We start from the raw sequence: 12,708 nt of genomic DNA on the forward strand, positions 1-12,708 counted from the left end.
ATAAGGCATTCTATGAAAGGTCTGGATCTGGTTATGATAGCAGTAATAGCTGCTAATGTTTTGGTCTCCATCAGGGGATTTAATGATATTTCATTCTTCGAACGGTATAAATTTCAGATAGGAGCAATAAAAAGCGGGGAGAAGCTGAGAATGCTGACTTCTGGTTTTTTGCACGTGGATTTTACCCACCTGCTGTTTAATATGATCACCTTTTATTTTTTTGCACCGATTGTCATATTTCATTTCGGCGATGTGAAATTCCTGGCGATTTACCTGGCCAGTTTACTGGCAGGGAACCTGCTGTCCTTCCAGTTTCATAAAAATGAAAATTACTACAGTGCGGTAGGAGCCAGCGGTGCAGTGACCGGGATTATATATTCGGGTATACTGCTCAATCCGGGAATGAGTCTTTACTTTTTTTTTATTCCGATTCCCATCCCCGCATATATATTCGGTATCGGTTACCTGCTGTACTCCATTTACGGGATGAAGAACCGTGTGGGGAATATCGGGCATACCGCCCATTTTGGCGGTGCGATCGGCGGATTTATACTGACCCTGGCCTTCAGGCCCGGTCTCATTACACAGGACCCTTTAATGGTAGGCTTACTGGCCTTGCCCATTATTTTGCTGTATGTTCTGGGGAAAATGGGCAAAATATAATACTTTTCCTTCAAAAAAATATAACTTTGCAGTAGGTTGAGAATCTGCACCATACCGTTTTCCCGGAGTAAAAAGGGTGTTCGGTTCTGTTTTTTTGCTGTAAAATTGTGGTGAGTATACGGGTTTGGCACGGCAGTTGTATTTGGGAGAGCATATAAATCAAAAAGCAATATACATTATGAAAAAAATCATTTTAACTCTTGTATTGGGTTCGGCTATGGCTTTACATGCACAAACATCTCAGGTTATGATCAAAGACCCGGCGCGCACCATTTCGGTTTCCGGGGAAGGAACGGTAAAAGTGGTCCCGGACAACGTGGAACTCAAGGTTCGCGTGGAAAACGAGGGCAAATCTGCTGCAGCTGTGAAAAAACTGAACGACGCCCTTATCGACAAGGTGCTGAAATTCTGTAAGGAGATGAAAATCGATGCCAAGGATGTAAAGACCGAGTATCTGAATCTCAACAAAAACTACGATTACCAGACCAAAGAATACAAGTATGTGGCCAATCAGGCGCTGTCTATAAACCTGAAAGACCTGTCTAAATACGAAGCACTGAGCCAGGGGTTGCTGGATGCAGGTGTTAACCGTATTGACGGAGTTTCTTTCGATGCATCCAATATCGAAGAACTTCAGAGCCAGGCCCGTGTAAAGGCCGTGGAAAACGCCCGTAAGAAGGCGGAGGAATATGCCAAGGCCCTCGGTAAGTCGGTAGGTGAACCTGTTTACCTGTCCGAAAGCGGTCAGCCTGAGCCTATGCCATTACCCCGCATGAGCATGATGAAGGCCGATGCCGCCGGTAGCAATGAGTCTATAGCTGTGGGTGAAATGAGTATCAAGGCTACGGTGAATGTTGGATTTGAACTGAAATAAAACAATAAAAGGACATTTCCGGTTCGTATATGGCCGGAATAGCACAGACAAAAACGGGATGTTTCATACAGGCATCCCGTTTTGTTATTCTATGGTATAGACAACTTCATGAACTTCCGACAGACGGAAGTATCCGAACGGGAAGTTGTCTTCATCAGTAATATTTTTACAGTTACCTCTTACCGTTGCGGGTTGGGTCTGAAACGGATTTCCCTGGCCGGAGTTCTGGTCCAGCAATATACTCATAAAGTTGTAAAAACGTTGTGTCACCCCGTAAACCCTGATAGTTATCCGATCTCCCTGTTTCAGGTCTTCATCGGTATAATAGGCAAATATCCTGTTGCCTTGTATAAATTCGTCTTCAAAGACCTGTAAGGTAGGGATAAGATCGATATCGGGTACAAATTCGAAGAGATAATAATTGTCTTCATCTGCCGGGTCGGTAAAATAGGCTTTGATGTCATAGTCTTCTCCGCTAAAACCTCCTCCGGAGGATTGCAGGATATCTTCGATCTGCACTACGGTTTTCATGGTCTCCGTAGCCGTGTAGTGCTCGCCTTGGTAAACAATGTCGAGGGTATAGTCCTGTTCCGGTTCCGGTATCAGTCGGGAGTTGTAATAGATCCCGGTGTTTTGGTCTTCGGCAAAGGTATAGGTATTGCCCTGGCTGTCCGTAATACGCACCTCAGCGCCACTGGCTGCGGGGACTCCTCCGGCATAGTAAGGGGCGGAAGTGGTGAGCCTGATCTGTTGCGGTTGAGGGAGCCCTCTTTTCGGAACGTTTATCGAAGCTTCTATAACGAGCCTCGGTGCAGCTTCCGGCACATTGACTTCTACGGTATCTTCACAGCCGAAGAGCAGGATAGCCGGGAATGTCACTGATAGTATGCTTTTCAGGATTGCCTTCATCGGGTTAAAATTTAAAGTTATAGGATATGGAAGGAACGATCCCGAAAATGGACAGTCTTACTGCTTCGTTCCTGGCGGTTTCCCTGTCCTGCCGGAAAGTGATGGATGCGGCGTTCCTCCGGTTGTACAGGTTGTAAATACCAAACACCCATTCGCTTTGCCATCCTTTTGTTTTCTCGGGTTTCGGGGTGTACGTCAGTGACAGGTCGAGGCGATGATATGCCGGGAGATTCTCATCGTTTCTTCCGCTGAAATTCGGAAAATGTACACCCTGGTACTCGTAATATCCGTCCGGGTAAGTGACGGGCTGTCCGGATTGTACTATAACATTGAGCCCGAGCGTGAGTTTCGGGTTAAAGGTATAAGAACCGGTCAGCGATACATCGTGTGTTTTGTTGTATGGTGTATGGTACCATTGTCCGTTGTTTATACCGGTTTCTTCCGGTGTCCGGGGCGGTGTTCTCTGTTCGGATCGCGAAAGGGTATAGGACAGCCAGCCCTGCAGGCGTCCCTGCTTTTTTCGCAGTAAAAATTCGAGACCATAAGCCCTGGCTTCGCCGTTGAGGATAACCTGTTCGATAGCATTGTTGGCAATAAGGTCGGCGCCGTCTATATAATCGATCCGGTTTTTTATGGTTTTGTAAAAGCCTTCTGTTTCCAGGGTGTAGGTGCCGTTGCCAAAATCGCGGAAATAGCCCATGGCGTACTGATCGAGCAGTTGGGGTCTGATATACTTTCCGCTCGGTGCCCAGACGTCCAGCGGGGTAGGTGAACTGGTGTTGGATACCAGGTGCAGGTATTGGGCCATGCGGTTATAGCTGGCTTTGACCGAGCTGTTCTCATTGAGTTTGTAGGAGAGCGATGCCCGGGGCTCCGGGTTGGTAAACGTCTTTACAAAATCTTTGCGAGACCTGGTTTCGGTACCTGTCGGGATTGCTTTTTCATAAATACCGTAATCCCTGTTGAAAATAACCGGATTGTCGTTTTCATACAGGTTCATATTGGTTTGTCCGAGGCGGTAAAAACTGCTTAGGCGAAGTCCGTATTGCAGGCTCAACCTTTCGGATATCGAATGCTCCACATCAAAATAGATCGCTGTTTCCAGGGCGTATTTATCATCGAGTTTACGGTAATTGGCCCCGGAGTTCTCAGCGGTAGGCTTAACTTCACCGGGATTGAACCTGTAATAAGCGCCATTGACCCCGTAATATAGCTTCAGCCCCTGGCTGACATAATGTTTGAAATCGTATTTGATATTGTAATTCTGTATCCCCGAATCCCAGTTGAACTGCACAAAATCGAGGTTGAGACCGTAATAGTAATCGCTGTAGATCAGGGACAGGTTAGAGAATAGTTTGTCTGAGAATATATGATTCCAGCGGAAATTGAGGATGGAATTTCCGTAGGTATTTTTAAAGCTGTTCCGTATACTGATCACGTCCCTGCCGAAATATCCCGATATAAAGATACTGTTGTTGTCATTAAAACGGTAACTGATCTTGGTATTGAGGTCGTAAAAATATGCGGCATTGGGGTTGTCCGAGAGTTTCAGAAACAGGTGTGCATAAGAACTTCGTCCGGCGATGAGGAACGAGCCCTTGTCCCGGACTATAGGGCCTTCGGCAAGTAGCCGGCTGGAGAGCACCCCGATGCCCCCGTTCATGTGGAAATCTTTGCTGTTACCATCCTTCTGAAAAATATCGAGTACGGAAGAGACCCTGCCGCCGTAACGGGACGGAATTCCTCCTTTGTAGAGTTTGATGTCTTTGATAGCATCCGGATTGAATACGGAGAAAAAGCCATAGAGGTGGGAGGAGTTGTAAATCGTAGCTTCGTCGAGCAGGATGAGATTCTGGTCGGCCGCTCCGCCCCGCACGTTAAAACCGGAAGCTGCTTCTCCCGCATTGGTAACTCCGGGAAGCAGGAGAATAGATTTGAGAATGTCCGTCTCCCCCAGGACCACAGGCATTTTTTTAATCGTACTGATCGATAGTTCGTTGACGCTCATTTGGGGAGAACTTACGGTTTCGAGTCCCGAGTTTTCGGTGACGACCACTTCATCGAGCTGCTCGGAACTTTCTGTAAGCCCGATGTTCAGCCGTACGTCCGCATGCAGATCTACTTCTTTGGTTACGGTGTAAAATCCGAGATAACTGATCTGTATCGTGTGTTTACCTTCCGGAAGGGTTAACGAATAAAACCCGTATTCGTTGGTAGAAACTCCGGCGTTTGACAGCGGAACTATGATATTCACCCCGATAAGGCTTTCGTTACTGTTTTTGTCGGTTACGATACCGCTAAGGGTATATTTTTCCTGAGCAAAAGCGAAAGAACAACAGAGCCATAAAGCCAAAAAGATACTTTTTTTTGTATAGGTATAGGTCATGGGGCTTTTTTGATTATATATAAAAACTATCCGGGCTTTAAAATATTGTACGAAAATGCAAGGTTAACGTGTGAAATGATATTTTCCGGCTTTCGGGGGGCGTAAACAGAGGGATAATGGCATGTGCATCATGGTTTTTATCGGGAAAAGGGTAGAGGTGGTTATGTAAAAAGTCCCCGGACCTGATGGAAACGGGGACTTCTGATATTGTTTTTAGGCTTCATTTTTATTGCTACCGCCGAGATGGGGACATTCTTTCAGCTTTTCCATACTTTCAAACGGAACTTTAACCTTGTTGTACTTATAAGTTGCGGCCAGGGTTTGCGTCAGGTTGCGGTCCCCGACACTGATATCCACATCGTACATCGTGAACTGGCAGGGATGTTCGTAGCCACAGGCATGGGTAACTTCCAGGAATTCTTTACGGAACGTATCGAAATACTGGTGAAGCCGGTCCGATTTCAGCGGGATGTTGATACCGCTTTGCAACCATTTGTTCTGTGTGGCTACTCCGCTGGGGCATCTATTGGTGTGGCAGGACTGGGCCTGTATACAACCGATACTCATCATGGCCTCGCGGGCTACATTGATACAGTCTGCTCCCATGGCAAAAGCCATGGTGGCCTTTGCGGGAAAGCCGAGTTTACCACTGGCGACAAATACGATACGATCTGCGATATCCATCTCTTTGAAAATACGGTACACATCGCTAAAGCCGTACACCCAGGGCAGGGAAACGTGATCTGCAAAACTCGGCGGAGCAGCACCCGTACCACCCTCGCCTCCGTCTATGGTGATAAAGTCCGGGCCTTTTCCGGTTTCTTTCATCAGTGAAGCAAGTTCATGCCATTGATCGAGTTTACCGATAGCTGCTTTGATCCCTACGGGGAGCCCTGTTTCCCGGGCGATATCCTCTACGAAAGCGATAAGTTCTTTAATGGAGGAAAATGCGGTGTGATTGGCCGGTGAAAGGACATCTTTTCCCATGTCCACATGGCGGATATCTGCGATTTCCCTGGTGATTTTCTTTGCCGGGAGCACGCCGCCCTTACCGGGTTTTGCGCCCTGTGAAAGTTTTATTTCGATAGCGCGGACAAAGGGTTTTTCCTCGACCATCTTTTTGAGTTTTTTCATCGAGAAGTTCCCGTTTTTATCACGTACCCCGAAATAGCCCGTACCGACCTGAAAAACCACATCGGCTCCCATGGAGTGGTATGGAGACAACCCGCCCTCACCGGTGTTGTGATAAGCCCCGGCTTTTTTAGCCCCGAGGTTCATGGATTCTACGGCTTTTGCAGAAAGGGAACCGAAACTCATGGCTGAGATATTGATGACGGAACCCGGACGGAACGGTCGTTTTCGTTGCCGGTAAGCTCCCATGACCTTGGCGCAGGGTAAAAAATGCTTGTCTGTGGTGTTGGGATGTCCTGGCGGGACTTTAAAAGGGAGCATCGCATTGTTTACAAAAATATACTGGTGCGAATAGATATCCTGATCCGTACCGAAGCCTTCATAATTGTTTTCTTTTTTTGCCGAAGCGTAGATCCAGCCCCGCTCATTCCTGTTGAAAGGCAGTTCCTCCCTGTTGTTCGCCACGAGGTATTGGCGAAGTTCCGGACCGATGCTTTCGAGAAAGTACCGCAAATGACCGACAATAGGAAAGTTGTGGCTTATGGTGTGTGAACGCTGTACAAAAATATCGCGTATGGCTACAAGTGCCAGAACGATTAGTATCCATCCCCACCAGGGGATGTCGCCGAGAAACAATAACAATGTATGCATAACGAAATGTTCAGTGATTTACATGCCCGTGCATGTGTATTACGATATTAATTTATGTTCCCAAATAATCAAAAACGATCTGTGTAAAGGCTTTTACCCCGAGAATCATACCGCTTTCATCGATATAGAAATCGGGAGTGTGGTGTTGTGTAGGGGCTTTATCAACGGGTTTTCCGCCGAGGAAGAAATAAAATCCGGGGATCTTTTCCTGGAAAAAGGAAAAATCTTCGGCACCGGTAACCGCTTTGGTAAGGATGACGTGGTCTTCACCTGCGGCTTTATGCAGGGAGGGTAATGTTCTTGCTGTCAGGTCCGGATCGTTATAGGTAATAGGGATCCCTTTGGCAATATTTATTGTGGCCTCCGCTTTATATGCCTTAGCGATTGTCGTGACCATTTCCTCCATGCGCCGGTTGAGCAGTTTTTGCATGTCGTAATCGAGTGTACGGATGGTTCCGAGCATTTCCGCAGTTTCGGGAATAATGTTATGCCTTACGCCACTGGTGATTTTGCCTACGGTGATCACGGCAGCTTCATTGGTGAGTTCCATTTCCCGGCTGATGATAGATTGCAGCCCGTCTATGATCTTTGCAGAGACATAAATAGGGTCCACACCGGTCCAGGGTGCCGAACCGTGCGATTGTTTGCCCTGTACCTTGATTTCGAATTCCTGGGCCGCAGCCATAGTACCGCCAGGTTTGTAGGAGATATTGCCTACATCGATCATAGCACTGATATGAAGTCCGAATATGGCTTCCACATCCGGGTTTTTCAGGACGCCTTCTTTGATCATGAGGTCGGCTCCACCTTCTTCTCCGGGAGGCGGGCCCTCTTCGGCCGGCTGAAATATAAATTTTATGGTCCCTGCAAAATCATTGTTTTTGGAGAGTACCTCCGCAACTCCCATCATAATGGCGATATGGGTGTCATGGCCACAGGCGTGCATGACCCCTGTTTCGTTTCCGAGGTATTCGGAGCGGACCTCCGACTTAAACGGAACATCTACGCGCTCGGTAACGGGTAAAGCATCGATATCCGCGCGAAGTGCTATGACCTTTCCTTCTTTTTTTCCTTTCAGTAGGCCTACAACCCCGGTTTTGGCTATTCCGGTCTGTACTTCCATACCGAGCGATTTGAGGTGTTCTGCTATTTTTTCTGAAGTCTTGAATTCCCTGTTGGAGAGTTCGGGGTGCTCGTGAAAGTATCTGCGCCATTCGATGACTTTAGATGCTATCCCGGCAATGTCCTTATCCAGTTTTTGCTGCCCGAAACCCATAAGACAGCTCCAGACCAGAAGGAGGAAAGCGTAATTTTTCTTCATAATCAATGCTTGTAAGTTTAGTTGCATAAGAAGTTTAAAGATATGAATTTTGTGAGGAATTGTTCGCCTGTTTTCCCGGATTTAACCGGAATTGGCGTTAAAGTGATGACATGCTGCTGCCACGTATCGGTAAAACAACGGGTTATCGGTAAACGTAAAATTTGCAGTGCTACTTTTTTGTGTAAATTTGAAGTAAATATCCCTGTTGATGAAAGATGCTCTGCATAACATATATCGCAATCAGTCGCTGATCTATAAAACTTTTCTGTTTATATGTGCTACGGTCCTGATGGTTTATCTGTTTCCCAAGGCCGGCAAGTTCAAGTACGAATTCCAGAAAGGGAAACCCTGGCAGTACGATAACCTCTATGCGCCTTTCGATTTCCCGATCCTTAAGACCAAAGAGGAGGTGGAGCAGGAAAAGGAAGCTGCACGTTCCGATTTTGTTCCTTATTACACCTATAACGCCAATACGATTGCCGAGGTAATCGGTATGTACAAGAAAGAATATCCCGGTTTTTTTCAGAATAAAAACCTCCAAAGGGCCGGGCAGGAGTTTCTGACAAGAACCTATACCAATGGCCTTATCGCCGATGATGAACCGCTGCCGGAAAGCCGTTTTATCAACCTGGTTAAAGGTAACGAGGTGAGTACGCTCGACAAGGAAAAGCTCATCCGGATGGGGCAGCTTCAGAAATCGCTTTTCGATTATCTTGAAGAACGCGGTCTTTCGGCTTACGAGGACGATTTTTACCGCTTGTTCAAAAGTATTGTGGAGCCTAATGTAGCGTTGAACGAAAAGTTGTCGGAAAAGGCACTGAACGAGGAACTCAACAATATCTACACGACCAAAGGAACCATCGAAAAGGGAAAACGTATTATTCTCAACGGAGAAGTCGTCGAAGGGGAGAAGTACGAAGTACTGCGTTCCCTGGAACGCGAATACGAGTCGCATCTCTGGAAGGGAACCAATTACTATTACATCCTCTTCGGGTATATCATACTGATTACCCTTGCCTTTACCATGCTGTTCCTGTTTCTCTGGAAATACCGCCCCTATATTTTGCAGAACAATACGAAAGTGACCTTTATTTTTGTAAACATCATCGTTATGGTGTTTGCCACCACTATAGCGGTAAAATACGACGGTAGTTATGTCTACGTAGTGCCTTTGTGTATCCTGCCCATTATACTCAAGGCCTTTTTCGATCCGCGGCTGGGACTGTTCGTACACGTGCTGACGGTATTGTTATTAGGCTTTATCGTGCCCAATAGCTTTGAATATGTATTTTTACAGATCATAGCCGGGATGGTTACCATACTTACCGTATCCGAACTCTACCGCCGGGCCAATCTTTTTGTGTCCGTAGGGCAGATCACCCTGGTCTATATGATTACATATTTTGCTTTTACGGTTATACACGAAGGGAACCTGGAGAACTTTGTATGGCTCAATTTCGGTATGTTTGCCCTCAACGGTCTGGCAACGCTTTTTGCACAACCCCTCATCTATATTTATGAAAAACTTTTCGGACTGGTATCGGATGTGTCCCTGCTGGAACTGTCGGATACGAATTCGAAACTGCTCAAAGAACTTTCCGATAAGGCCCCGGGAACATTTCACCATTCGCTGCAGGTGGCCAACCTGGCCGAAGCAGCGGCCAATGAGATCGGAGCGAATGCCATGCTGGTCAGGGTAGGAGCGATGTACCACGATATCGGGAAAATGAACAATGCCATATATTTTACCGAAAACCAGACTACGGGGGTCAATCCGCACGACGAGATCAGTCCGGCCGAAAGTGCACAGATCATTATAAACCACGTTATCGATGGTATAGAAATGGCCCGGAAGAACAATCTTCCCGACCGGATCATAGATTTTATCCGGACGCACCACGGGACTTCGACCGTATATTACTTTTATAAAAAGCAGTTGCAGAACGATCCGGAAACCGACGAAGAAGAGTACAGGTATCCGGGGCCCGTGCCATTCTCTAAAGAGACCGCCATAGTAATGATGTCCGATGCGGTGGAAGCGGCCTCCAAGAGTCTTAAAAACCCGAATTACGGGGCGATCAATGACTTTGTGGAAAAGATCGTGAGCAAGCAGATAGCGGCGGGACAGTTTCTCAATGCCAACATTACGTTCAAGGAAATCGAGAGTGTTAAAAAGGTACTGAAACGAAAGCTGACCAATATTTATCACCTGCGGGTAGAATACCCGGAATAGTATGCACTTGATTCTGAAACGGGTAAATATTTTTTCCGGAATAAATAAAAAAAAGTCCCTGAAATAGTTGCGTTCTATAAGGTGAACCACTACATTTGCATCCGCAATTTAAGAATTGCACGTTCTGAAAACAAGTTAACGGAGAGGTGCCAGAGTGGTAATGGAGCAGATTGCTAATCTGTCGACGGGAAACTGTCGCCAGGGTTCGAATCCCTGTCTCTCCGCTTCTTTTTTAGTCCATCGGGGTGTAGCGTAGCCCGGTTATCGCGCCTGGTTTGGGACCAGGAGGTCGGAGGTTCGAATCCTCTCACCCCGACTTTTTAACATATCAGATGAATTCAAAACCCTGTTAATCGTATGATTTTCAGGGTTTTTGATTTTTTTTGATTTTTTTTGAAATCAATTAAAACGGGAATTAGCGTCAACAATTCGGATAACAAAATAATTTTAACATTTGTGTTGACCGATTTGTTAAAATTTTTTGACAGACGCGGTAAAGAACGTAACTTTAAAGGGATTTGACTTTCGTCCGGGAACTCATGTGTAACCTAAAGACGAAAGTAATGAAGACTTCTTCGACATTCAGTATCATGTTCTGGGCGAACATCCCCAGGGCAAAAGAAAACAAAGCGACTATTTATGTAAGGATCACCGTTAATGGCAAACGGGCCTCCATCAGCCTGAACCGCAAGATCGATCTCGCCATTTGGGACCCCCATAAGAACCGGGCCCTTGGGAACAGCCAAAAGGCCAGGATGCTCAACAGTTATCTGGATGAGACCTATAACCACATCTTCCAATGCTACCGAGACCTGAAAATGGATGGTAAACTCATCACCGCAAAGAGTGTCAAGGCAAGGTACCTGGGAGAGGATGATAAGAGCCGTACCCTATCCGATATTGTCGCTTACCACGGTGAGGATATGGTTGACCAGCTTAAATGGGGTACCCAGAAGAATTATTTTACCACGCAAAAGTACCTTACCAAGTTTTTAAAGGCCCGGTACAAGACTACAGATATGTACCTCAAGGAACTGGACTATGACTTCATCATCAAGTTTGAAAGGTTCCTCCGGAACCATAAGCCGACGGACCACCAAAAGCCCATGGGGAACAATACGGTGATGAAGCACATCGAGCGCTTCAGGAAATTGATCGGGCTGGCCATCAAGCTGGGTTGGCTCGACCGGGACCCCTTTGCTTATTTTAAGCCCAAATTCATCAAAAAGGAAAGGGACTTTTTGAACAGGGAAGAACTTGCCGAAATTGAGAAGAGGGAATTTGACATGCCGAGGTTACAACAGGTAAAGGATTTGTTCGTGTTCAGTTGCTACACCAGTTTGAGTTATATCGACGTGATCAATCTGAGCAAGGGCAACATCCATTTGGGAATAGATGGAGAGCAATGGATCGTCTATCAGAGGGAAAAGACGGCCAAGCCCATCCGTATTCCCATATTGCCCGTGGCCCTTGAGATCATTGAAAACTATAAGGACCACCCCAAGTCCAGGGCAAACGGAACGTTGTTCCCCAAAATATCGAACCAAAAACTCAACTCCTATTTAAAGGAGATTGCGGACCTGTGCGGTATCACCAAGAAGCTCACCTTCCATGTGGCCCGGCATACCTTTGCCACCACGGTAACCCTTTCCAACGGGGTTCCTATTGAGACGGTTTCCAAGCTTTTGGGGCACAGTAAGATTGCCACGACCCAAATTTATGCCCGGGTGATCGAGCGTAAGGTCAGTGAGGATATGCAAAAGCTGAAAAGTCAGTTTCTGGCCAACCTTACCAACGAAACTGACAAGAGTGTTGGAGCTGTATGAATTGAAGGGTTCATGCCAAATCCCAAAATTCAAGTAAGATTGGTAGATACAAATTGTGATAAGTTACAGAGCGGGTGAGCGTTGGAATGGAAGAGGGTTTGGATTATTCTTTATCTATAACGATGATTCAGTTGTTGATTTTTCTGGATTATTTTTAATAAAATGTTGGTAAAACCCATCATTAAGTTAATATATTGTGCTTAACGTATGGATATACCAACAATATAAATTTTGGTTTCGAAAATATTTTGTATTTTTGTTGGGAAAAACCAACGTAAATTCATTTAAATACGTATAATGATGGGAAATACTAGCATAAATTACACTCAAATGTCTGATGGAGCCATTGTGGCGCACATAGGGCGTTTTATTAAACATACACGAACAACACAAAACAAAACCCAGGAGCAATTGGCAAAAGCAGCTGGATTGAACCGTTGGACCATGAGCCAGATCGAAAATGGGGAGTCCATCAACCTTTCCAGTTTAATACAGATACTAAGAGCGCTGGATTGTCTGTATATCTTGGACGGGTTTGATTACTCAGAAGAAATAAGTCCGTTGGAATATGCCAAACTTAAAAAGCGACAGATCAAGGAACGGGTAAGGAACAAGACTTCCGATAAAAGTGATAAAAATGATCAAAATGATTTGGGATGGTAGATGCAGCTGAAGTAAAAATATGGGGTGAATTGGCCGGTGCAGTTCGTTGGG

At 46.0% G+C, this 12,708-nt stretch carries 9 protein-coding genes and 2 tRNA genes; 7 read left to right on the forward strand and 4 right to left on the reverse strand.

What is annotated here, in order from left to right; genetic code table 11:
* Positions 1 to 12 precede the first annotated feature (12 nt).
* Together BT112_RS13725 and BT112_RS13730 are read left to right on the forward strand one after the other, a co-directional pair.
* Positions 13 to 663 carry a rhomboid family intramembrane serine protease gene (locus tag BT112_RS13725; RefSeq protein WP_072317957.1) on the forward strand — a complete coding sequence of 217 codons (651 nt, stop codon included), beginning with the start codon at positions 13 to 15 and terminating at the stop codon, positions 661 to 663.
* 178 nt (positions 664 to 841) lie between these two features.
* Positions 842 to 1,537: an SIMPL domain-containing protein gene (locus tag BT112_RS13730; RefSeq protein WP_072317958.1), complete on the forward strand. Its 696-nt coding sequence runs from the start codon at positions 842 to 844 to the stop codon at positions 1,535 to 1,537.
* An 84-nt stretch (positions 1,538 to 1,621) separates the two neighbouring features.
* On the opposite strand, the gene BT112_RS13735 is transcribed toward BT112_RS13730, so the two are convergent.
* The 4 genes from BT112_RS13735 to BT112_RS13750 form a co-directional block, all read right to left on the reverse strand.
* Entirely contained in the window at positions 1,622 to 2,446 is an 825-nt protein-coding gene (locus BT112_RS13735) for a DUF4249 domain-containing protein (RefSeq protein ID WP_072317959.1), read from the reverse strand.
* 4 nt (positions 2,447 to 2,450) lie between these two features.
* Positions 2,451 to 4,832 carry a TonB-dependent receptor gene (locus BT112_RS13740; RefSeq protein WP_072317960.1) on the reverse strand — a complete coding sequence of 794 codons (2,382 nt, stop codon included), beginning with the start codon at positions 4,830 to 4,832 and terminating at the stop codon, positions 2,451 to 2,453.
* Between the two features lie 213 nt (positions 4,833 to 5,045).
* Complete coding sequence (locus BT112_RS13745; protein WP_072317961.1) at positions 5,046 to 6,614, reverse strand: FMN-binding glutamate synthase family protein; 1,569 nt, start codon at positions 6,612 to 6,614, stop codon at positions 5,046 to 5,048.
* A 52-nt stretch (positions 6,615 to 6,666) separates the two neighbouring features.
* On the reverse strand, positions 6,667 to 7,935 hold the full coding sequence (locus BT112_RS13750; RefSeq protein WP_072317962.1) for an amidohydrolase: 1,269 nt from the start codon (positions 7,933 to 7,935) through the stop codon (positions 6,667 to 6,669).
* 208 nt (positions 7,936 to 8,143) lie between these two features.
* On the opposite strand from BT112_RS13750, the gene BT112_RS13755 reads away from it, so the two are divergent.
* The 5 genes from BT112_RS13755 to BT112_RS13775 all read left to right on the forward strand — a co-directional run bounded on the left by BT112_RS13755 (position 8,144) and on the right by BT112_RS13775 (position 12,657).
* Positions 8,144 to 10,168, forward strand: a complete 2,025-nt coding sequence (locus BT112_RS13755; protein WP_072317963.1) for an HD family phosphohydrolase — start codon at positions 8,144 to 8,146, stop codon at positions 10,166 to 10,168.
* A 140-nt stretch (positions 10,169 to 10,308) separates the two neighbouring features.
* Positions 10,309 to 10,392, forward strand: a tRNA-Ser gene (locus BT112_RS13760).
* Between the two features lie 17 nt (positions 10,393 to 10,409).
* A tRNA-Pro gene (locus BT112_RS13765) sits at positions 10,410 to 10,484 on the forward strand.
* A gap of 247 nt (positions 10,485 to 10,731) precedes the next feature.
* Entirely contained in the window at positions 10,732 to 11,994 is a 1,263-nt protein-coding gene (locus tag BT112_RS13770; protein WP_072317964.1) for a site-specific integrase, read from the forward strand.
* A gap of 330 nt (positions 11,995 to 12,324) precedes the next feature.
* Complete coding sequence (locus BT112_RS13775; protein ID WP_262507636.1) at positions 12,325 to 12,657, forward strand: helix-turn-helix domain-containing protein; 333 nt, start codon at positions 12,325 to 12,327, stop codon at positions 12,655 to 12,657.
* Positions 12,658 to 12,708: the final 51 nt, after the last annotated feature.

The organism is Sinomicrobium oceani, from assembly GCF_900119185.1.
Lineage (GTDB): Bacteria > Bacteroidota > Bacteroidia > Flavobacteriales > Flavobacteriaceae > Sinomicrobium > Sinomicrobium oceani.